At 62.5% G+C, this 21,847-nt stretch carries 26 protein-coding genes, 3 tRNA genes and 1 pseudogene; 16 read left to right on the top strand and 14 right to left on the bottom strand.

The genetic code is table 11. The features are described from left to right. Positions 1–166: 166 nt before the first annotated feature. The 4 genes from LB529_RS27450 to LB529_RS27435 all read left to right on the top strand — a co-directional run bounded on the left by LB529_RS27450 (position 167) and on the right by LB529_RS27435 (position 2,881). Complete coding sequence (locus LB529_RS27450; protein WP_095767886.1) at positions 167–544, top strand: hypothetical protein; 378 nt, start codon at positions 167–169, stop codon at positions 542–544. A gap of 320 nt (positions 545–864) precedes the next feature. Then, the gene (locus tag LB529_RS27445) at positions 865–1,233 is read left to right on the top strand and encodes a GFA family protein (RefSeq protein ID WP_095767598.1); all 369 of its coding nucleotides are present in this window, start codon (positions 865–867) and stop codon (positions 1,231–1,233) included. Between the two features lie 137 nt (positions 1,234–1,370). After that, complete coding sequence (locus LB529_RS27440) at positions 1,371–2,021, top strand: OmpA family protein (protein ID WP_027170410.1); 651 nt, start codon at positions 1,371–1,373, stop codon at positions 2,019–2,021. A 251-nt stretch (positions 2,022–2,272) separates the two neighbouring features. Then, entirely contained in the window at positions 2,273–2,881 is a 609-nt protein-coding gene (locus tag LB529_RS27435) for a hypothetical protein (protein ID WP_224712836.1), read from the top strand. 93 nt (positions 2,882–2,974) lie between these two features. On the opposite strand, the gene LB529_RS27430 is transcribed toward LB529_RS27435, so the two are convergent. Beyond that, a complete protein-coding gene (locus tag LB529_RS27430; protein ID WP_224712835.1) occupies positions 2,975–4,516 on the bottom strand; it encodes a DEAD/DEAH box helicase in 1,542 nt (513 codons plus the stop codon). 293 nt (positions 4,517–4,809) lie between these two features. Then, a complete protein-coding gene (locus LB529_RS27425) occupies positions 4,810–5,583 on the bottom strand; it encodes an NAD kinase (protein ID WP_140842832.1) in 774 nt (257 codons plus the stop codon). A gap of 242 nt (positions 5,584–5,825) precedes the next feature. Here LB529_RS27425 and LB529_RS27420 point away from each other — a divergent pair, with 242 nt between their 5' ends. Further along, positions 5,826–5,990, top strand: coding sequence for a hypothetical protein (locus LB529_RS27420; RefSeq protein ID WP_224532355.1), 165 nt, complete (start codon positions 5,826–5,828; stop codon positions 5,988–5,990). 19 nt (positions 5,991–6,009) lie between these two features. On the opposite strand, the gene LB529_RS27415 is transcribed toward LB529_RS27420, so the two are convergent. From LB529_RS27415 to LB529_RS27395, 5 genes are read right to left on the bottom strand one after another with little or no spacing between them, the layout of a single operon-like run. Next, on the bottom strand, positions 6,010–6,768 hold the full coding sequence (locus tag LB529_RS27415) for an MBL fold metallo-hydrolase (RefSeq protein WP_224639033.1): 759 nt from the start codon (positions 6,766–6,768) through the stop codon (positions 6,010–6,012). 3 nt (positions 6,769–6,771) lie between these two features. Continuing rightward, a complete protein-coding gene (locus LB529_RS27410) occupies positions 6,772–7,836 on the bottom strand; it encodes an ABC transporter ATP-binding protein (protein ID WP_224712834.1) in 1,065 nt (354 codons plus the stop codon). After that, positions 7,833–8,615 carry an ABC transporter permease gene (locus LB529_RS27405; RefSeq protein WP_224712833.1) on the bottom strand — a complete coding sequence of 261 codons (783 nt, stop codon included), beginning with the start codon at positions 8,613–8,615 and terminating at the stop codon, positions 7,833–7,835. Before LB529_RS27405 ends, LB529_RS27410 begins: the two co-directional genes overlap by 4 nt. A gap of 2 nt (positions 8,616–8,617) precedes the next feature. Then, positions 8,618–9,463 carry an ABC transporter permease gene (locus LB529_RS27400; protein ID WP_224712832.1) on the bottom strand — a complete coding sequence of 282 codons (846 nt, stop codon included), beginning with the start codon at positions 9,461–9,463 and terminating at the stop codon, positions 8,618–8,620. Positions 9,464–9,471: 8 nt separating this feature from the next. Beyond that, on the bottom strand, positions 9,472–10,554 hold the full coding sequence (locus LB529_RS27395; protein WP_224712831.1) for a spermidine/putrescine ABC transporter substrate-binding protein: 1,083 nt from the start codon (positions 10,552–10,554) through the stop codon (positions 9,472–9,474). 93 nt (positions 10,555–10,647) lie between these two features. Between LB529_RS27395 and LB529_RS27390 the strand changes: the two genes are divergently transcribed. Next, positions 10,648–11,262 carry a TetR/AcrR family transcriptional regulator gene (locus tag LB529_RS27390; protein ID WP_224712830.1) on the top strand — a complete coding sequence of 205 codons (615 nt, stop codon included), beginning with the start codon at positions 10,648–10,650 and terminating at the stop codon, positions 11,260–11,262. Positions 11,263–11,289: 27 nt separating this feature from the next. Here LB529_RS27390 and LB529_RS27385 read toward each other — a convergent pair whose 3' ends face one another. Both LB529_RS27385 and LB529_RS27380 read right to left on the bottom strand, forming a co-directional pair. Beyond that, positions 11,290–11,490 (bottom strand): DUF2905 domain-containing protein, encoded by a 201-nt coding sequence (locus LB529_RS27385; RefSeq protein WP_224712829.1) that lies wholly within the window; start codon positions 11,488–11,490, stop codon positions 11,290–11,292. 111 nt (positions 11,491–11,601) lie between these two features. Beyond that, positions 11,602–11,677 (bottom strand) — tRNA-Thr (locus LB529_RS27380). Positions 11,678–11,827: 150 nt separating this feature from the next. On the opposite strand from LB529_RS27380, the gene LB529_RS27375 reads away from it, so the two are divergent. Together LB529_RS27375 and LB529_RS27370 are read left to right on the top strand one after the other, a co-directional pair. Continuing rightward, the gene (locus LB529_RS27375) at positions 11,828–11,995 is read left to right on the top strand and encodes a hypothetical protein (RefSeq protein ID WP_140842871.1); all 168 of its coding nucleotides are present in this window, start codon (positions 11,828–11,830) and stop codon (positions 11,993–11,995) included. A gap of 204 nt (positions 11,996–12,199) precedes the next feature. Further along, complete coding sequence (locus LB529_RS27370; protein ID WP_224712828.1) at positions 12,200–12,511, top strand: BA14K family protein; 312 nt, start codon at positions 12,200–12,202, stop codon at positions 12,509–12,511. Positions 12,512–12,625: 114 nt separating this feature from the next. Here the strand turns inward: LB529_RS27370 and LB529_RS27365 are convergent, their stop codons facing one another. Then, positions 12,626–12,985, bottom strand: a complete 360-nt coding sequence (locus LB529_RS27365; RefSeq protein WP_224712827.1) for a hypothetical protein — start codon at positions 12,983–12,985, stop codon at positions 12,626–12,628. 204 nt (positions 12,986–13,189) lie between these two features. On the opposite strand from LB529_RS27365, the gene LB529_RS27360 reads away from it, so the two are divergent. Continuing rightward, positions 13,190–13,549, top strand: coding sequence for a hypothetical protein (locus LB529_RS27360; protein ID WP_224712826.1), 360 nt, complete (start codon positions 13,190–13,192; stop codon positions 13,547–13,549). Between the two features lie 96 nt (positions 13,550–13,645). On the opposite strand, the gene bhcR is transcribed toward LB529_RS27360, so the two are convergent. Further along, complete coding sequence (bhcR, locus tag LB529_RS27355; RefSeq protein WP_140698754.1) at positions 13,646–14,467, bottom strand: HTH-type transcriptional regulator BhcR; 822 nt, start codon at positions 14,465–14,467, stop codon at positions 13,646–13,648. 203 nt (positions 14,468–14,670) lie between these two features. Between bhcR and gcl the strand changes: the two genes are divergently transcribed. The 3 genes from gcl to LB529_RS27340 all read left to right on the top strand — a co-directional run bounded on the left by gcl (position 14,671) and on the right by LB529_RS27340 (position 18,280). Then, a complete protein-coding gene (gcl, locus tag LB529_RS27350; protein WP_224712825.1) occupies positions 14,671–16,452 on the top strand; it encodes a glyoxylate carboligase in 1,782 nt (593 codons plus the stop codon). Between the two features lie 28 nt (positions 16,453–16,480). After that, positions 16,481–17,278 (top strand): 2-oxo-tetronate isomerase, encoded by a 798-nt coding sequence (otnI, locus tag LB529_RS27345; RefSeq protein ID WP_224712824.1) that lies wholly within the window; start codon positions 16,481–16,483, stop codon positions 17,276–17,278. Positions 17,279–17,383: 105 nt separating this feature from the next. Continuing rightward, a complete protein-coding gene (locus LB529_RS27340) occupies positions 17,384–18,280 on the top strand; it encodes a 2-hydroxy-3-oxopropionate reductase (RefSeq protein WP_224712823.1) in 897 nt (298 codons plus the stop codon). Between the two features lie 80 nt (positions 18,281–18,360). On the opposite strand, the gene LB529_RS27335 is transcribed toward LB529_RS27340, so the two are convergent. Beyond that, on the bottom strand, positions 18,361–19,224 hold the full coding sequence (locus LB529_RS27335) for a TrmH family RNA methyltransferase (protein ID WP_224712822.1): 864 nt from the start codon (positions 19,222–19,224) through the stop codon (positions 18,361–18,363). A 199-nt stretch (positions 19,225–19,423) separates the two neighbouring features. Between LB529_RS27335 and LB529_RS27330 the strand changes: the two genes are divergently transcribed. Next, positions 19,424–19,508: transfer RNA gene (locus tag LB529_RS27330), tRNA-Tyr, on the top strand. A gap of 88 nt (positions 19,509–19,596) precedes the next feature. Next, positions 19,597–19,670: transfer RNA gene (locus LB529_RS27325), tRNA-Gly, on the top strand. Between the two features lie 70 nt (positions 19,671–19,740). On the opposite strand, the gene LB529_RS27320 is transcribed toward LB529_RS27325, so the two are convergent. Then, complete coding sequence (locus LB529_RS27320) at positions 19,741–20,196, bottom strand: YidB family protein (RefSeq protein WP_224712821.1); 456 nt, start codon at positions 20,194–20,196, stop codon at positions 19,741–19,743. Positions 20,197–20,326: 130 nt separating this feature from the next. Here LB529_RS27320 and LB529_RS27315 point away from each other — a divergent pair, with 130 nt between their 5' ends. After that, the gene (locus tag LB529_RS27315; RefSeq protein ID WP_040999817.1) at positions 20,327–20,584 is read left to right on the top strand and encodes a GlsB/YeaQ/YmgE family stress response membrane protein; all 258 of its coding nucleotides are present in this window, start codon (positions 20,327–20,329) and stop codon (positions 20,582–20,584) included. Between the two features lie 71 nt (positions 20,585–20,655). Here LB529_RS27315 and LB529_RS27310 read toward each other — a convergent pair whose 3' ends face one another. After that, on the bottom strand, positions 20,656–21,543 hold the full coding sequence (locus tag LB529_RS27310) for a DMT family transporter (protein WP_140842891.1): 888 nt from the start codon (positions 21,541–21,543) through the stop codon (positions 20,656–20,658). 227 nt (positions 21,544–21,770) lie between these two features. On the opposite strand from LB529_RS27310, the pseudogene LB529_RS27305 reads away from it, so the two are divergent. After that, positions 21,771–21,847: pseudogene (locus LB529_RS27305) on the top strand (elongation factor Tu); the annotation flags it as partial.

The following is a 21,847-nucleotide window of genomic DNA, read 5'->3' as shown; positions in this document are numbered from 1 at the left end:
GCAAGCGGATGCTTGCGCCAGCCAGGGAATCAGCCCAGCCTTCGGGCTGGGTAAAAAGCATTTATGGCCGGATGCGGCATATCTGCGACCGACGATCCGGCCACTGGGAAGACACGTTCCGGGAACGGGCAAGCGAAAACGCTTGATGCTCGAAAGGAACGCTTCGATGTCTGCTGCCATATCAAGATCGGCCCAAGCCGTTCGACCGGCTGGCCGACTTTTGTTCTCCCTGTTCGCCGTTGGAGCGATCGCGGCGCTGGCGCCGCCGGCTGCTGCGCACGATGCCCAGCCCACCGCGGCCATGCCGCAAGGCTGGAAATACCCCTTTGCCTGTTGTGCCAACTACGATTGCAAGGAGGTGCCGCAGTCATCGATCAGCGAGCGGCCCGAGGGCTACGTCATAAAAGGTACGGGCGAGGTGGTGGCTTATGCCGACAAGCGGGTCAAGAATTCGCCCGACGGCGAGTACCACTGGTGTGCGCACCAGGCCGGGCTCGACGCCGGCAAGACCATCTGCCTGTTCGTGCCGCCTCCCTCTTACTAGGGCTCTGAACCTGCCGCGGAAGGCGAGGCGCTGGGGCTCGATCCACGGCAGGAGAAGGCTGCCGACTTTGCTGACAGACGGTTGTCAGGACGGTTTCTTTATGTTGCCTTGCATCAAGCAATTCCAGGAAAAGTGCGTAGCGGTTTTCCGTCCGGAATTGCGTGCACTCAGGACGAGCAATTCCAGGAAAAGTGCACAGCGGATTTCCGTCCGGAATTGCGTGAATCCAGAGTGCGCAATTCCAGGAAAAGTGCGTAGCGGTTTTCCGCCCGGAATTGCATGAAACTAAGGGCGCGGCGGACAACGGAGAGGTTGAGTCCATGACCATCAGGGGAAGCTGTCACTGCAAGGCGACAACCTTCGAGGTTGCCGAGGCGCCGCGGACGGTGACGCAATGCACATGCTCGTTCTGCTCGAAGCGGGGCTCGTTATGGGCCTACTATGTGCCGTCGCAATTCAAGCTGACGAGCCCGCCGGAGAATGTCTCCTTCTATCGCTGGGGCTCAAAGACGGTGAAGCATGGTTTCTGCGCCATTTGCGGCTGCGGCACCTTCACCGAGACGCCTGATTGGTCGACCGGAGAGCCGGATTTCGACAACCCGAAGATCAGCGTCAATTCGCGCCTGTTCGATGATTTCGATCTGGACAAGGTCGAGGTGGTGGTCATCGACGGCAAGAATTTGTGGTAGAGCCGACACGGGAGCCACCGCCGGACTTTACCGGCGGCATTCCCGTTCCGTTTTTCGCCGCATTTCATGCTACAAGGCTGCGGAAGGGCTGATTTGGCGCGGTCGCAAAGGCCGCGAATTGGAGAGGGACCAATCTCATGAAGAAGACTGTGCTCGTCGCCGTGGCGACGGCTCTATTGGTGAGCGCCTGCACCACCACCGATCCGTATACCGGCGACCAGAAGATCTCCAACACGGCGGCCGGTGCCGGCCTCGGCGCCCTGGCAGGTGCCAGCCTTGGCCTGCTGGCCGGTGGCAATGACCGCCGCAACGCGTTGATCGGCGCCGGCATCGGCGCGCTCGCCGGCGGCGCGATCGGCGCGACGATGGACCAGAACGAGGCCGAGCTTCGCCGCCAATTGCAGGGCACCGGCGTCAGCGTCACCCGCAGCGGCGACCAGATCATCCTCAACATGCCGTCCGACATCACCTTCAATGTCGACCAGGACGCGGTGAAGCCGGGCTTCTATCCGGTGCTGAATTCGGTCGCGCTGGTGCTGAAGAAATTCCGCCAGACCACTGTGGACGTGTTCGGCCACACCGATTCGACAGGCGGCGACGAGCACAATTTCGACCTGTCGCAGCGTCGCGCGCTTGCCGTCGCCAACTACCTGTCCGGCCAGGGCGTCGATCAGCGCCGCTTCGCCGTCACCGGCTTCGGCAAGACCCGCCCGATCGCATCCAATGCAACCGCCGCCGGCCGCGAGCAGAACCGTCGCGTCGAAATCCAGCTGTCGCCGCTCACCTGAGAAAACGGCGCGCAGAGGCGCAATTCCATCAAGACAAACGGCTCCGAAGGGGGCCGTTTTTGTTTGAAATGGTCCAAAGATGGGTCGAAGGCCTTAGGACATTAGTTCGTTCTAATTAATGCTTTTCCAGAGCCAGGGAAAGGACTAACATTCTGCTGTTCCAGAGGGGATGGGGCGGTCAATCGGCCGCGCAATCAACATCTACCGCCCCGGTCTTGCACGGCCAGATCAAGAGAATCTGGGAGGAATGCATGACAAGAACAGCTCGCTTGGGGCGCTGCAGCGTCGTCGTTTTGGCATGTCTTATCGGCACATCGTTCGGGCTCGCTTCGGCCCGGGCCGAGGACGCCAACAAGGCCGACATCGAAGCCTTGAAGAAATCGCTGGCCAAGTATGAAGATTACACCGCCGCTGTTCGTGACCTCTATTTGTCGACCGTCGGCTGCATCCACTATGGCGGCGAGAAGATAGACGGCGCTATGTACTATCAGAAGGGCGCGATGGGCATCCATTTCGTCAACGTTCCGAGCGTCGGCAAGCCGCTTGACCCGATGAAGCCCAACGTTCTGATCTATGAGCCGACCAAGAAAGGCTTGAAGCTGGTCGGGGTGGAATGGCTGGTGCCGCTGACGCCGGACACCAAGGAGGTGCCGACGCTGTTCGGGCAGAAATTCATGGGGCCGATGGAAGGCCACTACCCGCTCATTCCGAGGGAGTTCGTCCATTACGACCTGCATGCATGGCTGTTCAGGGACAATCCGAACGGCATGTTCAGCCCGACGAACCCGAACGTGAAATGCAGCAAGGCCGAGTTCCCGATGCTTGAGAAGCCGACCAAGATGATGCCGGGTCCGATGTAGGCATCGCTTTTGGCTGAATTGTTCCAGGCGAAGCCAAAAACGAAACGGCCCCATGTGGGGCCGTTTTCAATTCAGGCTACGCTGATATCGGCTTCAGACCTTCGCGACGATCCGCATGAAGGCCGGCACGTCGTCGCCGAAGCCGACGGTTGCGTCGTCTTCTTCCTGACGATGGCGGCTGGGACGGTCGCGCTGCGGACGGGCGTCGCCGCGCTGCTCGTGACGGCTGCCAGGACCCTTGCGCTCGTTCTCGGAACGGATCGCGTCCTTGCGGGCGCGGCGTTCGGCGATGTCGGCCACTTCGGCGACAGGCTGTTCCTCACGCGCGGGATCGGGCGTCTCGTCGCGCTTGGCGGGACGGTCCTTCTTGCGCTCGCCCCGGTCCTTGCGGTCCTCGTCCTTGCGGCCGGCGCGACGCGGGGCCCCGCGGCCGCGGCGCGGCTGCTCCTCGCCCTCGCTCTCGGTCACGGTCGACAGGTCGCCGTCATGCCACTCGATCTTGGTGCCGATCAGCCTCTCGATGGCGTCGACATATTTGGTGTCGGAGCGGGTGGTGATGGTGAAGGACTTGCCGGCGCGTCCGGCGCGGCCGGTGCGGCCGATGCGGTGGACGTAATCCTCGGCGTGGATGGGCACGTCATAATTGAAGACATGGCTGACATCGGGAATGTCGAGACCGCGCGCTGCGACGTCCGAGGCAACGAGGTAGCGCAGCTTGCCGTCGCGGAAATTGGCGAGCATCTGCATGCGGGCGCGCTGGTCCATGTCGCCATGCAGCGCGCCGGCATCGAAATCATGCTTCAACAGCGAGCGGAACAGCTCCGACACCTCAACCTTGCGGTTGCAGAAGATGATGGCGTTCTTCAGATCGGCGTCTTCGGCCTTTATCAGATTGCGCAGCGTCTCGCGCTTTTCCCAGGGTTTTGAGCCGGACTTGACCAGCCGCTGCGTGATGCTGGTCGCCGTGGAGGCGGCCTTCGAAACCTCGACGCGCACCGGCGCGTGCAGGAACTTCTCGGTGAGCTTGGTGATCTCCGGCGGCATCGTCGCCGAGAAGAACAGCGTTTGGCGCGTGAACGGGATCATCTCGCAGATGCGCTCGATATCGGGAATGAAGCCCATGTCGAGCATGCGGTCGGCCTCGTCGATGACGAGGATCTCGACGCCGTTGAGCAGAAGCTTGCCGCGCTCGCGGTGGTCGAGCAGGCGGCCGGGCGTCGCGATTAGCACGTCGGCGCCGCGCTCGAGCTTCTTGTCCTGTTCGTCGAAGGAGACGCCTCCGATCAGCAGCGCGATATTGAGCTTGTGGTTCTTGCCGTATTTGATGAAGTTTTCCTCGACCTGCGCGGCGAGCTCACGGGTCGGTTCGAGGATCAGCGTGCGCGGCATGCGGGCTCGCGCCCGGCCCTTTTCCAGGCGCGTCAGCATCGGCAGCACGAAGGAAGCGGTCTTGCCGGTGCCGGTCTGGGCGATACCCAGCACGTCCTTGCCGAGCAGCGCATGCGGGATGGCGCCGGCCTGGATCGGAGTCGGCGTGGTGTAGCCGGCATCGGTGACGGCGGAGAGAACCTTCGGCGACAAGCCGAGGTCTGAGAATGTCAACGCTTCTTGAGCGATCGTGGTGTCTGAGGACAAGTGTTTGTTGTCTTTGTTGGTTGGGAAAATCGCGACACAGTAGCCGCGGCAGGCGCCGCGCGCCTGCAAGATCGGTGTTGCAGTTAGGCGCAAGCCCTCGATTTGTCAACAGAAACGGACCGAAATACAGCGATTGTGAAGCCGTAACCTTAATCGCGATGCTTAAAGCGCGTCGCGCTGAAACGGTTTGAGGCTTCGCGCTTTATGTCTTTGCTTGATCACGCCGTATCGCCCAAAACCGCTGCGCGCTTTTGGGCGATATGCATTGATCGAAACAATATCCTTGCGCCGGCTCAGTAGCGGAACTGCTCGGCAAGGATACGCTCGTTCCAGGAATGGTTCGGATCGAACAGCAAAGTTGCCGTCGCCGTCGGCGATTCCCGCACGGTGACGGAGGCCACTGCCTTGACCTCGGTATGATCGGCCGCGGCATTCACCGGGCGCTTTTCGGCTTCCAGGATGTCGAAGCGCACGGTCGCCTTGTTGGACAGCAGCGCCCCGCGCCAGCGGCGCGGCCGGAAAGGACTGACCGGCGTCAGCGCCAGAAGCGGCGCATCGAGCGGCAGGATCGGCCCATGCGCCGACAGATTGTAGGCAGTGGAACCGGCGGGCGTCGCGATCATCACGCCGTCGCAGTTCAGCTCCTCCAGCCGCACCTGGCCGTCGACGGTGATGCGGATCTTCGCCGTCTGGTAGGATTGGCGCCACAGCGCCACCTCGTTGATGGCCGGCGCCGAAATCGTTTCGCCGTCATGCGTCACGGCCACCATTTCCAGTGGCCGGATCGTCTCGGAGACGGCGTTGGCGATGCGTTCCTCGAGGCCGCCGGCGCGATATTCGTTCATCAGGAAGCCGATGGTGCCACGGTTCATGCCGTAGACCTTCTTGCCCGTGCTCATCGTCTCGCGGAGCGTCTGCAGAAGAAAGCCGTCGCCGCCGAGCGCGATGATGATCTCGGCATCCGCGACAGGCACCTGTCCATAGCGCGCGGACAGGCTTTCCAACGCCGCGCGGGCGTCGTCGGTGTCGGAAGAAACGAAGGCGAAACGGCTGGCGGCTTTGCTCATGGCTCCCGGAGGGCGACCGTCTGCGGGGCCGCGCCGGCGACGGCGTAGCATGCGGCGCCCACATCTGTGAAGGGTGCGCCAGCTGGCGGTCACACCCGACAATCGCGCTTCGTGACAGCCGCGACATGAATGTGATGGCTGCTATGGTTAAGGCGAAGCTTAAACACTCGTAAAGCCGGATCGATCATGTTAGCCGACAGTGGATGGGTTGGCGGGGGCTAGCCAGTCGAGAGACCTGTCTATTGCCGGTAACGCGTCTGATCATAGTCTTCCTGATGATGGGAAGTTTCGCGCTGATGTTCGCCGAGCTGGTGCGTCATTCCGAAGAGATGAGCCAGCGGCCGCAGCCGACAGCTTCCCGCTGCGGCGACGCCACGGGAACACTTTGCCCGCAAAGGGCGCTGTAGGCTTCGCTTCCCTGATCGCTTAGCCGCTCTGCAAGTGGCACCCGGCCTTGCGTTTGCCGGCGACATACTCATCGATGAGTTGCCGGTAGCGCACCTTGCCGAAGCTCGGGAAATGGCCGCCATGCACGACCGAGACGTCGAGGTCGCGCATCGCAAGCAGCGTCTCGACATAGTCGTCGATGTCGGAGTGATAGACGTCGTCGATCAGCGGCCCGTCATAAACGATGTCGCCGGACAGCAGGATGCCGGTCTTTCTCTCATAAAGCGCGATCCCGCCGGGCGAGTGTCCAGGTGTGTGGATGACCTCGAAGGCGCGGTCGCCGAGGTCGACCACATCGCCATGCTCGAGCAGCCGGCCCGCCGGCGCGGGCAGGATGCGGTAGCGCGCCGTATCCCAGCCCACCGGCGCGCCGTCGAACATCTCCTCATTGGCGTAGCGGTCCGCCACCGTCCATTCATTGCGTGGATCGGCAAGGATTGCCGCTTCGGCGGAGTGCACGCAGCGGTCCGGGAATTCGTGATGGCAGCCGATATGGTCGAAATGCGTGTGGCTGGCGACGCAAGTCAGCTTGCGCTCGCTCACCAGCGGCACATGGTGTTTCAGGCTGAAATGGCCGAGGCCGGTATCGAACAACAGGTCGCGGTAGCGCCCGCGAACATGCCAGATGTTGCAGCGAAAGAACGGTTTTATCCACGGCTCATGGATGAGCGTGATGTCGTCGCCCATGCGGATGGTTTCGTACCAGTCCGGAGCCTCGATGACCGGGAGCGTGCCCATGGATCAGTCCGCCAGCAGGATGATGTCTTGAACGTTGCACGAAACCGGGATCGTGTCGCCTGCCCGGACGGTGGCGGAAGCGGGCACCTTGGCGATGAATTGTAGCGCGGTATCCTGCGTCGAGATGGCCAGCACACGCTTGAAGCTGCCCTGGAAGACGACATCGCCGACCTTGGCCGTGCCGAGCGCGACATCGCTCTTCGCTTCGCCGAGGGCGATATGCTCGGGCCTGATGGCGAGCGTGACCTTGGCGCCGGCAGGCGATGCACCTGGCAGTGAAATCGACCCCAACGCCGTCGAGGCCGTGACGATCCCGTTCCTCGCCTCAGTCACGGTGCAGGCAAGAATCGTGCTCTCGCCCATGAAAGTGGCGGAAAAGCGCGTCGCGGGCCGCGCATAGACGCGCTCGGGCGGACCTTCGTCCTCGATGCGGCCGTCATTCATCACCACGCAATGGTCGGCCAGCGCCATCGCTTCTTCCTGGTCGTGCGTGACATGGATGAAGGCGGTGCCGACGCGCTTCTGGATCGCCTTCAACTCGTCCTGCATCTGCCGGCGCAATTTGAGATCGAGCGCACCGAGCGGCTCGTCGAGCAAAAGCACCGCCGGTTCGATGACCAGCGCGCGGGCGAGCGCCACGCGCTGGCGCTGGCCGCCGGAGAGCTGATGCGGCTTCTTGTCGAAGGCGGCCGCCAGCCCGACGAGAGCGAGCGCCTCGCGCGCCTTGGTCGCTCTGGTCGCGCCGTCGACGCCTTGCATGCGCAGCCCGAAGCTGACATTGCCGCCGACGCTCATATGCGGAAACAGCGCGTAATCCTGGAAGACGGTTGTCGTCGGCCGCCTGGCGGGCGGCACGACGGTGCAATCCGCGCCGCGGATGAACACTTTGCCCTCGCTGGGCGTGACGAAGCCGCCGAGGATCGAAAGCAGCGTCGTCTTGCCGGAGCCGGACGGCCCGAGCAGGATCGTGTAGCTGCCCGGCTCGATCGCCAGCGAGACATTCTTCAGCACCAGTAGCTGGCCGAAGCGATGCGAGACGTTGCGAATGTCGACGAGGGGCGCGCTCATGCCGGCTTTCTCCGCAACAGCGTCAACTCGAAAAGCACCACCAGGACGATGGAGACGGCGAAGACCAGCGAGCCGACGGCATTGGTCTTGGGGTTGAGGCCGGAACGCAGCAGGTTCCAGATCTCCACGGGCAGCGTCGTCTCGAAGCGGGTGAGCAGGAAGGAGATGACGAACTCATCCCAGGAGAAGGTCATCGACAGGAAGAAGCCGGCGAAGATCGCCGGCGCCATGACCGGCACGGTGATCATGAGCAGCACCTTCCACTCGGCGGCGCCGAGGTCGCGTGCGGCGCGCTCGATGTTGATCTGGTGGTCGCCCATCTGGCTGTAGATGATGGCAAAGCAGAGCGGCAGGTTGATCACGACATGGCCGATGCCGGCCGCGAGCAGCGATTTCGGCACACCGGCCCAGTTGAACAGCACCAGCATGCCCATGCCGATGATGAGATAGCTCACAGTGAGCGGCAGCGTGATCAGGCCGCGCAGGATGGCCGAACCTGGCAGCACGAAGCGCGCGAACCCCCAGGCGGAAAGAAAGCCGAGCGTGACCGAAGCGAGCGAGGAGAGCACCGCCACCAGCAGCGAATTGAGGAGCGCCGAGGTGAGCCGCGCATCCGACAGCACCGCCTGGTACCAGCGCAGCGACGGGCCGGTGAAGGGCGGGATCGGGAAGGACGTGGCCTGCAGCGAGAACAGCACCAGCACGACCACCGGCAGGAAGATGAAGCCGTAGACGGCGATGGCGTAGGCCCAGGCGACAAGGCGAACGGCGGCGCGCATGGTCAGGCGCGCTCGATCTTCAGCCAGCGGGCGCAGGCGAGATAGGCGATGGTCACCACAGCCATCAGGATGATCGACAGCGCCGAAGCCAGCGGAAAATCGCCGCGGCGGCCGATCTGCATCATCACGAGCTGCGGCATGACCAGCTCGTTGTTGCCGCCGAGGATCTGCGGCGTGATGTAGTCGCCGATGCAAAGCACGAAGGTGAGGAAGGCGCCGACCATGATGCCGGGCAAGGTGAGCGGCAGCACGACATGCAGGAAGGTGCGCACCGGCCCCGCGCCGAGGTCGGCGGCAGCCTTGCGGTAGCTTGGGCTGAGCTGTTTCAGATTGGCGAAGATCGTCAGCGTCAACAGCATGACGAAAAAATGCACGAAGCCGGTGACGGTGGCGAAACGCGTGTTGGCAAGCTGCAGCGGCTCGGCGATCAGCCCTATGCCGGTCAGCGCCCGGTTGATGACGCCGTTCTGCGCCAGCACCAGCAGCCAGGAATAGGAGCGCACGACATAGGAGGTCCAGAACGGCAGCACGGCCAGCATCAGCGCCAGCCGCTGCCAGCGTTCCGGCACCATCTCGGCAAGAATCCAGGCAAAGGGATAGGCAAGCAGGATCGAGATGACGGTGACGATCGCCGTTACCTCCAGCGAGTTCATCATCGCCCGCCAGTAGGACGCGTCGGTGAAGAACTGGCTGTAGTTGGCCAGAGTGAAGCCGCCGCCTTCATGCGCCGTCAGGCTGAAAAACCCCATGGCGATGAAGGGCAGCACGAAGAAAGCACATGTCCATGCCAGCGCCGGCGTGACCAGCGCCCAGGGCAGGGCACGCGACCTGTTTCCCGCTGATGTCATCGGCCGGTTTACTGTGCCTGCAGCATCTCGGTCCACATATCCTGCATCTTCTTGTCGAGATCGGCGTTCGGCGCCGGATAGGCCTGGGCGCGGGCGAGGAAGCCGGGCTGCTCGTCGAAGCGCAGGATCTTCTTCTGATCATCGGTGAGCGCCGCCTTCTTGTTCGACGGCATGCCCCAGTAGCAGGAAGAGGTGGCAAGCCGCGCCTGGCCCTCGGGGCTCAGGATGTATTGGATGAATTTCAGCGCCATGTCCTTGTTCTTGGAATCCTTGAACATGGCGAGCGACTGTGACCAGAGCACAGCACCTTCCTTCGGGATCGAGAAATCGAGCGCCGGGTTTTCCTTGGCAAGGCCGGCCGTCACCCATTCGCCGCCGCCGACCAATATGTCGACTTCGCCGGTGGCTAGAGCGGTCTGGCTGGCGGTGACCTCGCCGACCAGCTTGGCGTTGGCCTTCATCTTGAGCAGTTCGGCCTTGAGGGCAGGAAGGTCGGCCTCGGTGAGGTCGGCGGTCTTCTTGCCGATGGCCAGAGCGGCCATGCCAATCACCGGCAGATAATAGTCGTAGATCGCGATCTTGCCCTTGTATTTGTCGCTGGTGAGCGAGGCCAGCGACTGCATGTCGGCCGGATCGACCTTGGTCTTGTTGAAGCCGATCGTGTTGTAGCCGAACTTTTCGGTGATGCCGTAGCGCTTGCCGTTAACGACGGTCGACTTATCCATCTTCACTTCCGGGAAGAGGTCGGCGAAGGGCAGCTTGTCCTCGGGCAGCGGCTCGAACAGGCCTTTCTCGACGCCGCGCGGCACGTCGATGCTATCGATCACCATCACGTCCCAGTCGCCCGGTTGCGACTGGTCGACGATGGCCAGCCCCGCGCCGGTGCCTTCGAATTCCTTGACGTTGACCTTGACGTTGTTGGCTTCCTCGAAGGGCTGCAGCAGCGCCGGGTCGGAATGATCGCACCAGATCAGCGCGTTGAGATCGGCCGCCTGGGCGCCTCCGGCCGCGAGGAGCAGCGCCGCAGCCGCGCAGGCCGCTGCGAGATAAGACTTCAGGGTGAAATGCGGAGTCCGGGCGGTGATGGTCATTGAGTGTTCTCCCTGCCTTGCTGGCTTGTTGGAAGAAAAGTTGAACCAATTCTAAAATTGAGTCAATTATGATTTTGTGGCAGAGAGGCCGATATGAGCGGATTGCGCGAACGGCAGAAGGCGGACCGGCACAGGCGCATCATCGATGCGGCGACGGAATTGTTCCGCGAGGCCGGCTACGAAGGCGCCAAGATCGAGGCGATCGCAGCGCAGGCCGAGGTCTCGATCGGCACGATCTACAATTACTACGAGAACAAGGGCGACATCCTCGGCGCCATCGTCTCCATGGAGGTCAACGAGGTGCTGAATGCCGGGCGAGGGGTTGTCGCCAGCCCGCCCGCCAATGTCGGCGACGCGCTGGACACGCTGATCGGCATCTATATCGAGCACTCGCTGAACTATCTGAGCAAAGAGATGTGGCGCCAGGCGATGGCGATCTCGACGCAACTGCCTGACAGCCCCTTCGGCCAGGCCTACACCGCCCTCGACCGGGAACTGACCAGGCAGATCAGCGCGCTAATAATCCGCCTGCAGGAGATCGGGCTTGTGCGCTCGGACATAGACGGGCCGGCGGTGGGCGAACTGATCTTCAACAACATGAACATGATGTTCATCGAGTTCGTGAAGCGCGACGAGGCGAAGATACCAGAGCTGCGCGCTGCGATACGAAGGCAAAACAGGGTGCTGGTGGTGGCGATTGGGGTGTGAAGCGAAATCGCTGCCGCCGAAGCGACCCTAACGGTTGATCAGCCACAGGATCGCCGAGACCACGACGCTGATCAGTATTCCCGTGGTGATGGGAACGTAGAGCCTGAAATGCTCGCGCTCGATCACGATATCGCCTGGTAGCCGGGCAAGGCCGATCCGGCCCACCCAAGGCCATAGCAGACCTACGGCAACCAAACAGAGACCAACGATGATCAGGGTTCGCGACATGCTTCCCCGCGTCTGCGTCACGCCACTAGCGATCATAACCGGCGTGCTCAGCCGCGTGCGCTCGCGAACAGCGTTTGTTCGAAGGGCATTGCGGGCGTCTCCGCTACAGGATGGTGCCCCCGGCAGGGATCGAACCCGCGACCTTCGGTTTACAAAACCGCTGCTCTACCAGCTGAGCTACAAGGGCACGGCGCTCCGGTAGCACATTTGGTGCGCCAGTAAAGACAAAACTCCGTTTTGGGTTCCCAATGGACCGCGCGGCTTGGCCGGCATGCTGAAAAACGCTGCGCCGCTTCCTACATCGTTCTCGGGTGCAATCGCATCGAACGGGTGCCGCATGATCAGATTCGTCATCATCCTGCCGCTCATCGTCGTGACCTGGCTTCTGCTGGTGAAGGTCATCAGCGATCTGAAGAAGGCCAACATCGACTGGACCGGCGTCGCCACCTTCATCGGCTTCATCGTGCTGGCCTTCTGGCTGAGGCATGTCACGGGGATGGGGTGAAAGAGAGCGAGTAGCGAATAGTGAATAGCGAATAGGGATTTGCATTCAGCATATCCCCGCTCTCCCCACTCGCTATTCGCTACTCCCTGTTCGCTCAGTCCCGGCGAAAAAAATCGCAAAAATACTTCGAACCTTTTTCCCGGCCGCAGCGACAGACGATCAAGAGGCGGATGGTTCGCCTCTCCAACGAAACAGGAGATCGTCATGTTCAAGCGCACCATCGTTTCCGGCCTCATCGCCGCCACCGTCGCCGCCGGCTCGCTCGTCGGCACCGTCCAGCCTTCGGCCGCCCACGACCATCATCACCGCCGCGAGCTCGGCATCGGCATCGCCGCCGGCGTCGGCGGTTTCGTTCTCGGCAGCCTGCTCGCCCAGCAGCAGCCTCGTACCGTCTATGTCGAGGACGACGGCTACGACTCGATCCACGTCCGCCGCTGCTACGCCCGCTACGCCAGCTACGACGAGCGCACCGACACCTATATGAGCTACGACGGCCCGCGCTATTGCAGGCTCTAGAGGAGAGCTGAACAAACGGCTGGAAAGAGGGGCTGCCCGCAGCCCCTTTTCTTGCGTTGAGCATCCGCCTGATTGGCTTGATTTGAAGCGGACGACGTTTCGGCCTCCAGCAATTCAGGAATTGGGCTTCAGCTCCGGCATTGCCAATCCCGCCGCCTTGCAGGCGCCGATGACCGAAACGTCATTTATCGCAACCAGTTCAAAGCTGTTTCCGGCATCAGGATAGATCTTGCCGATGAATGGCTCGTTGCCGCCGGGAGAGCCCTTGTCGTCGACATAGCCGCACGCCACCACTTCGTGTCGGCCGTTCAACGTGCGTTCTCCGGCGAGCATCGTTCCGAATCTGGCAGCGATGGGGTTCTTCAAATGCTGGCGGACGCCGGCGGTGATTATCTCCTCCAGGGCCAGCGAAATCGGAATAGGATCGACGCGTTGATTGCCGCTGGGCGAGGGCGGCGGCGCTGTCGCCGCCACGCATCCGCAAAGGGAAGCGGCGGATAGGAGGTAAAGGGTTTTCCGCATCCGTGCCCTTTGGCATGCATTCCGACGCCGCGGCAAGACCGGTCAAGTCCGGCGTCCGTCCTGGTATGGCCGGCCTGCCTTGCTGAGCAACCAACGATGTACAGCGATTTTGCAAGCGTTTAGTCTGGCTTTGACGGCAATCGAGGGGAGGGTCGCTTGGACAATCAGGATCCCAAAGAAGAACGGGTCGAACCGGTTTTCCGCAACGGCACCATCACCATCGTCGGCATCCTGCTGGCGTTCTCGCTAGGCTTCATCACCCATTGGGCGGCCAACCCCATCCCATGGCAGAGCTACCATCTGATTGCCGTCCTGCCGATCCTGGTCGGCATTGCGCTGCAGATCCGGGCGCTGGCCATTCTGCTCGACATCAAATCCCTGCAGCGAAGCATTCATGACCGCGCCAGTCGGATATTCCTCGCCGGCCTCATTTTCGCGGCCTGTGGCGTCGCCCTGGCGATCCTGCTCGATTTCTTCGACATATCGGCAAAGAGCGCATTGCCAGGCGCGTCCTAGAGCAATTCCAGGAAAAGTGTGTGCGGTTTTCCATTCGGAATTGCGTAAAAACAAGAGCTTGAGCGGTTCTCCGTTTCCATGAAACGGTGAAATGCTCTAGTAGGCTTTCACGCCGCCGATCATCTTCGTCACCTCGACCGCGGCGTCGCGCACCAGCGGACCGATCTCGGCCAGCCGCTCAGGCGTGACCCGCACCGTCGGTCCGGACACCGAAACGCCGCCGAGCGGCTCGCCGAACTCGTTGAAAATGGCGGCGGCCACGCAGCGCATGCCGGGGTGGCGCTCCTCGTCGTCGACCGACCAGCCGCGATGCTTGATAACGGCCAGATCATGGGCAAGCGCCGAGATGTCGGAAAGCGTCTTGTCGGTGTAGCGCTGCAGGCCCGCCTTGCGCAGGATGGCGGCGACCCGTTCGGGCTCGAGATGCGCCAGCACCGCCTTGCCGATGCCGGAAGCATGGAACGGGCTGCGCGTGCCCGGCCGGAAGAAGGCGCGGATCGCCTGATGCGTCTCGACCTGGCTGACGAAGACGACGCAGTCATCCTCAGCGACGCCGAGATTGGCGGTCTCGCCAGTCTTTTCCATCAGTTCCTGCATGACGATGCGGGCGCGGTCGACCAGCTTGCGGCGGCGCAGGAAGGCCGCCCCCATGCGGTAGGTCTCGACGCCGACCGACCAGAGCTGGTCGGTCGTATCGAACTCGACCATGCCGTGGTTCTCCAGCGTCGTCAGCATGCGATAGGCTGTCGAGGCGGCAATGCCGCTTTGCGCCGCGATCTCGCTGAGCGACAGCCCGCTGGCCTCGGCGACGATGGCCAGGATCCGCAGCGCCCGGTCGAGCGACTGCACCGAGGCCGCTTCGGATGGGCCGTTGAAGGCGCGCGGCCGGCCGCGCTGGCGTTTTTCCGTCGTTTCCATACCGGTCATTCTCGCCGATTTGACATCGGATGCAATGAAAAAGTTTTTCAGTAATGGCCTTGAGTGATTTTTTGGAAAAGGAAAAGTGAGGCGAAATCAGCCGATAACAGCGATTTTCTAGAAATGAAAAAATATTTTGAAAAAATTGAAAAATCGAACGCACACTGGCATTCTCAAGCCAACCAACGAAATGGAGGCTTGCCATGGCCAGGATGCGCGCTGTCGACGCTGCGGTTCTCGTTCTCGAAAAGGAAGGCATTACCAATGCCTTCGGCGTGCCGGGCGCGGCGATCAACCCGCTCTATTCGGCGCTGAAGGCGCGCGGCACCATCCGCCATGTGCTGGCGCGCCATGTCGAAGGCGCCTCGCACATGGCCGAAGGTTATACGCGAGCCAAGGCCGGCAATATCGGCCTTTGCATCGGCACCTCAGGTCCGGCCGGCACCGACATGATAACTGGCCTCTATTCGGCCTCGGCGGATTCGATTCCGATCTTATGTATAACTGGTCAAGCTCCCCGCGCGCGCCTCAACAAGGAGGATTTCCAGGCCGTCGACATCGCCTCGATCGCAGCACCGGTCGCCAAATGGGCCGTCACCGTCATGGAACCCTATCTGGTGCCGATGACGCTGCAGAAGGCCTTCCATCTGATGCGCTCCTCGCGGCCCGGGCCGGTTCTGGTCGACCTGCCGGTCGACGTGCAGCTTGCCGAGATCGAATTCGACATCGACGCCTATGAGCCGCTCGCTGCCTTCAAGCCGGCGATAACGCGTGCCCAGGCCGAGAAGGCCCTGGCGATGCTCAACGAGGCTGAAAAGCCGCTGATCGTCGCCGGCGGCGGCATCATCAACGCCGACGCTTCCGATCTTTTGATCGAGTTCGCGGAAGTCACCGGCGTGCCGGTCATCCCGACGCTGATGGGCTGGGGCGCGATCCCCGACGACCACCGGCTGATGGCCGGCATGTGCGGCCTGCAGACCTCACACCGCTACGGCAATGCGACGATGCTTGAGGCGGACTTCGTCTTCGGCATCGGCAACCGCTGGGCCAACCGCCACACCGGCTCGGTCGACGTCTACACCAAGGGGAAAAAATTCATCCACGTCGACATCGAGCCGACGCAGATCGGCCGTGTCTTCGCGCCGGATCTAGGCCTCGTCTCGGATGCGGGCGCCGCGCTGAAGATCCTGCTCGACGTCGCCACCGAATGGCGCACGGCCGGCAAGCTGCGCGACTGGTCGGGCTGGGCGAAGGAGTGCCAGCAGCGCAAGAAGACCATGAAGCGCAAGACGCATTTCGAGCAGGTGCCGCTGAAGCCGCAGCGCGTCTATGAGGAGATGAACAAGGCGTTTGCCCGCGACACCACCTATGTCACCACGATCGGCCTGTCGCAGATCGCCGGCGCGCAGTTCCTGCATGTCTATAAGCCGCGCAACTGGATCAATTGCGGCCAGGCCGGCCCGCTCGGCTGGACGCTGCCGGCAGCACTCGGCGTGCGCGCCGCCGATCCGGACCGCGACATCGTCGCGCTTTCCGGCGACTATGATTTCCAGTTCATGATCGAGGAACTGGCCGTCGGTGCCCAGCACAAGCTGCCTTACATCCACGTCGTCGTGAACAACGCCTATCTCGGCCTCATACGCCAGGCGCAGCGCGGCTTCTCGATGGATTATGAGGTGAGCCTCGCCTTCGAGAACGTCAACCGTGCAGGCGATCCGGAGGCGGGCTACGGCGTCGATCACGTCGCTGTGGCGGAGGCGATGGGCTGCAAAGCGGTCCGCGTCAAGAAGCCTGAGGAATTCGCCGGCGCGTTCAAGGAGGCGCAGCGGCTGATGAAGGAGCATCAGGTTCCGGTCGTCCTCGAATTCATCCTCGAGCGCGTCACCAACATTTCCATGGGCACGGAAATCGACAAGATCACCGAATTCGAGGAGCTTGCCGAACGCAACGAGGATGCGCCGACGGCCATCATGATGCTCGATTGAGGCTTGGCGGAGAGAAGGAGAAAAAGGAATGCCGCGTTTTTCAGCCAATCTTTCGATGCTCTTCGGCGAGCACGAGTTCCTTGACCGTTTCGATGCCGCTGCCCGCGCGGGCTTCAAGGGCGTCGAATATATCGGCCCGTATGAGCATGCCCCGGATGTCGTGGCGGCGCGACTGAAGAAGAACGGCCTGACACAGGTTCTGTTCAATCTGCCGGCCGGCGACTGGGCGAAGGGCGAACGCGGGATTGCCGTGCTGCCGGACCGCGTGCCGGAATTCCGCCAGGGGGTCGCCAAGGCGATCACCTACGCCCATGCGCTGGGCTGCGAACAGATCAACTGCCTTGCAGGCATCGCGCCGCAGGGCGCCGACCGCACGGTGCTGGAGAACGTCTTTGCCGAAAACCTCGCCTTCGCGGCCGAGAAGCTGGAGCAGGCCGGCATCAGGCTCTTGATCGAGCCGATCAACACCCGTGATATCCCCGGCTTCTTCCTGAACTATTCCAACCAGGCGCTGGCGCTGATCGACCGCGTCGGCTCGAAGAATATCTTCCTGCAATACGACATCTACCACATGCAGATCATGGAGGGGGATCTCGCCCGTACAATCGAGGCCAACCTCGGCCGCATCGCGCATATCCAGCTTGCGGACAATCCCGGCCGTCACGAGCCGGGGACGGGCGAGATCAATTATCCCTTCCTCTACGACCACATCGACCGCCTCGGCTATTCCGGCTGGATCGGTGCCGAATACAAGCCGAAGGCAGGCACCGAGGCCGGGCTCGGCTGGTTCAAGGAATTCGCCGGGCAGGGGAGCGCGGCGGCTTAAGAGCCTGCGGCGAAGCTGCCAATCTCCCCACCTGTGGGGGAGATGGCCGGCAGGCCAGAGGGGGGCGCGAAGGAACGCGACCTCGACATTACGACGGAGAACAACATGGACACCATCGGCTTCATCGGCCTCGGCATCATGGGCGCGCCGATGGCGGGCCATCTTCTCGATGCCGGCTACACGGTCGTCGCCAGCGACCATCGCTCCAAGCCGTCTGCTGACCTGATTGCCAAAGGGCTGAAGACCGTTTCCGGCCACGACGCTGTTGCCGGGGTTGCCGACATCATCATCACCATGGTGCCCGACACGCCCCAGGTCGCCGACGTTCTCTTCGGCGAGAACGGCGTCGCCTCCGGCTTGACCGAGGGCAAGCTCGTCATCGACATGAGCTCGATCTCGCCGATCGCCACCAAGGAATTCGCCAAGAAGATCAACGATCTCGGCTGCGACTATCTCGACGCGCCGGTGTCGGGCGGCGAGGTTGGCGCCAAGGCGGCCTCGCTCACCATCATGGTCGGCGGTGAGGAGAAGTCGTTCGAACGCGCCAGGCCGGTGTTCGAGAAGATCGGCAAGAACATCACGCTGGTCGGCCCGAACGGGGTCGGCCAGACCACCAAGGTCGCCAACCAGATCGTCGTGGCGCTCACCATCGAAGCCGTCGGCGAAGCGCTGGTCTTCGCCTCGAAGGCCGGCGCCGATCCGGCCAAGGTCAGGCAGGCGCTGATGGGCGGGCTCGCCGCCTCGCGCATCCTCGAAGTGCATGGCGAGCGCATGATCAAGCGCACCTTCGCGCCCGGTTTCCGCATCGAGCTGCACCAGAAGGACCTCAACCTGGCGCTGGAAGGCGCCAAGGCGCTCGGCGTCTCGCTGCCCAACACCTCGACCACGCAGCAGCTCTTCAATTCCTGCGCCGCCAATGGCGGCGCCAAGGAGGATCACTCCGCGCTGGTCAGGGCACTGGAGCGGATGGCGGGGCATGAGGTAGGAGTGAGTAGGAATTAGTGAGTAGGAATTAGTGAGTAGTCAGTAGGGAATTCGTGTCCAAGCCTACTCACTACTCACTACTCACTACTCACTACTCACTACTCACTACTCGCTAGGAACTTCCTCGCCGCATAAAGACTCACCGCCGCCGCGTTCGAGACGTTGAGCGAGTGGATGGCGCCGGGCATGTCGAGGCGGGCCAGTGCCGTCACCGTCTCGCGGGTTTTCTGGCGCAGGCCCTTGCCTTCCGCGCCCAGCACCAGCGCGATTTTGTCGCCGTCGAAGGTCTTTTCGAGCTCGGCCGGCCCTTCGGAATCGAGCCCGATGGTCTGGAAACCGGCCTCGTGCAGCTGTCCCAGCGCATCGGCGAGGTTCTTCACCTCGATCTGGTCGATATGCTCGAGCGCGCCGGAAGCGGATTTCGCCAGCACGCCGGATTCCTGCGGGCTGTGGCGGGCGGTCGTGATCAGCGCGCCGGCGCCGAAGGCAACCGCGGAGCGCAGTATGGCGCCGACATTGTGCGGGTCCGTCACCTGGTCGAGCACCAGCACCAGCCTGGTGTCGCCAAGCGCGTCGAGACGCTTCGGCTTAAGCGGCTCGGCCTCGATCAGCACGCCTTGATGCACCGCATCAGACCCGGTGATCCTGTCGATGTCCTTCGGCTCGACAAGCTCGGCCTTGAAGGGCAGGGCGGCAAGATCGCCGATCGAAAGCCGCTCGGCGGCGTTGCGCGTCACCAGCATCGTCCTGATCTTGCGCCGCGGATTGTCGAGCGCGGCCCGCACCGTATGCAGGCCGTAAAGCCGCACCAGCCCGTCGCCGGGCACTTCGCCCGGCGGCACCGGCTGGCGCGGCCGGAATACCAGCGCGCCGCCTGCCTTCTGGTCGCGATGCGCGCGCCTCAGCTTGGCGTAGTGGGTGTCCTTGCGCGAGCCGGACTTGTTGCTTTTATCGTCGCTCATGGCGGCCTCTATAGCCGTCCCGTCCGGCTAAGGATATGGGCTGGCCAAATGAATGCCGAACATCCTCGAAAAACCCTGGCCGCGCCGGTTGACACCCACCGGCCTTGCCGCCATAAGGCGCTTCGCTGATTTCGGAGAAGATCTTACTCGGGCTCCGGATCGGCGGAAATGCCTCGTTGCATGGCTCCGGCGGCAGACTGGAGAGGTGCCCGAGTGGTTAAAGGGGACGGACTGTAAATCCGTTGGCTTAGCCTACGTTGGTTCGAATCCAACCCTCTCCACCACTGCCGGCCCGGAAGCCCTGAAACGAAAAGTCTCGGACCCGAAAGTGCATGGCGCTTTTCGGATGAATCCGGTACCTCAGTGCAAGGCGCGGGTATAGCTCAGTGGTAGAGCAGCAGCCTTCCAAGCTGAATATGCGGGTTCGATTCCCGCTACCCGCTCCAGATTTCTTCCCGCGAAACCTCAAATGAAACGCCGCGCGCCGTGGCACGCGGCGTGCTAGCAGGCCGCTCCCTAGCTGTTGAAAGCGGAAGCGACCTGATGGTGCTGCGGGATCTGACCGTTTGGCGTCAGCTTGTCGACGATGCCGGGTAGCGCCGTGGAGAGCTGCTGCAGCAATTCCTGCTCGTTCATCCCGGTGCGCTGCGCGATCTCGCGGATCACCGAGGGCCCGAGCGCCGAGCCGAGATCACCCGGGTTGATCGGTTGGTTCTGGCCGGTGCCGACCCAGGAGTCGGCGACATTGCCGTGGCCAGCGTTCTTGAGCTTGTCGAGCAGGCCGCCGAGACCGCCGAGCAGGCCGCCATCGGCGGACACGTCCGTTCCCGCAGGCGTCGGCGCCGGCGCTTGCGGCGCGGCCGCCTCTTCGCTTCTGCCGCTCAGCATCTTGCCGACCAAAAGCGCGCCGAGCGCGATCATCAGGGGTTTGGTGATGTTGCCGCCCGGAACGGCATTGTCGAAAAGGCCCATAATGGATCTCCTTGTCCAGCCAAGTCCGCCCGGCCCCAGAATGGCGCAAACAGGCGGAATTTCAAGCTGACTTGAGCTTTTGACAATCATGTGACCATGATGGCGCGGCGGGGGAATTTTGGAGGGAATTATGGGCATTATTAGTTGGATCATTCTCGGCCTTATCGCCGGGTTCATCGGCAGCAAGATCGTCAACAAGACAGGCCAGGGCATGATCATGGATATCGTGCTCGGCATTGTCGGCGCCATCGTCGGCGGGCTGATCTTCAGCGCCTTCGGCTCGGCGGGTGTCACCGGTCTCAACATCTGGAGCCTGATCGTGGCCGTCATCGGCTCGGTCGTCGTGCTCTGGGCCTATCACCAGTTTTCGGGCAAGCGCACGCTGTAGAAGGCCAGGGAACAGCCAGTAGGCTGCTGGAGATCGACCCGGTCGGGTCGACCCAGGCTGGATTCGCGCCGTCAGGCGACCATGGCCAGCCGCCGTTTTCTTTCGTCGAGCGAGACGATGGCGAGACCGCTGGCTAGCACCAGCAGGATGCCGCAGACCGCGAGCGCGTTAGGAAATTGTCCGAACACCAGCAGGCCCGAAATGACCGCCCAGACGGTGAAGCAGTAATAAAAGGGCGCGACCGCGCTTGTCGGCCCGACCCGGTAGGCCATGAAGATGAAGAAATGGCCGAAGATCAGGAACAGGCCGGCGCCGGCGATCAGGAGCAGATGATGTCCTTCGGGCATTACCCATTGCTCGGAGACGAGATGCGCCGCGCCTGAGCCGGCCAGCACCACGACGACCGCGGAGATGGCGACGATCATGCCCGGTACCTCGGCGCCCACCTTGCGCCCGGCAAGGTCGCGCACCGCCGCGAAGGCGGCGTTGCCGAGCGCCAGCAGCGCATAAACCGAAATGCCCTGCATGGTCGGCTGCGCCACCATGAGCGCCCCGACAAAGCCAAGGCCGATCAGCGCCATGCGCGTGGCGCCGATCTTTTCGCCGAACAGCATCGAGGAGCCGACCAGCACGATGAGCGGCGTGACTTGCCCGAGCGCGGTGGAATCCGCGATCTGCATGTTGGCTAAAGCGACGACGTAACACAGGATCGCCAGCAGCTCGAACAAGTTGCGGCGCAGCACCTTGCGCTCGAAGAGCAGCGGGATCTGCCTGGCATAGCCCAGCATCAGAAGCAGCGGCACGCCCCACAGCGTGGCGGCAGCACCCCGCAACAGGAGAACTTCATAGGGCGGCAATCCGACGGTGGCGAGCTTCATCATCGTGTCGTTGACGAGGTAGGACCCCGTCGAGACGATCATGAACAGCGGGCCGCGGATATTGGATGGAATGAACTGCATCGGCGAACAAGATCAGAGCGGCGTCGTGGCGGCAATGGGCCAGCCCGGAGCCTTTGATTTTACACGCGGCAGCCCTATATCCGCGCCATATCCCACCGAAATCGACCATTGGTTCGGGTCGAGCAAGAATCCGCTCAGCCACAAGGTACTTGTGTTTTTCAGCCGTTGTCGCTAATCGCCCCGCATTCGACTGAACTGAAGGTCAAGGCCGTCCAAGGAAAGAGACTATGGCAAAAGGTAAATTCGAGCGCACCAAGCCGCATGTGAACATTGGCACGATCGGTCACGTCGATCATGGCAAGAC

It is taken from the genome of Mesorhizobium sp. CA5 (assembly GCF_020165105.1).
GTDB lineage: Bacteria > Pseudomonadota > Alphaproteobacteria > Rhizobiales > Rhizobiaceae > Mesorhizobium.
The sequence above is the reverse complement of the archived record's forward strand: the minus strand, read 5'-3'. Positions and strand labels throughout refer to the sequence as shown.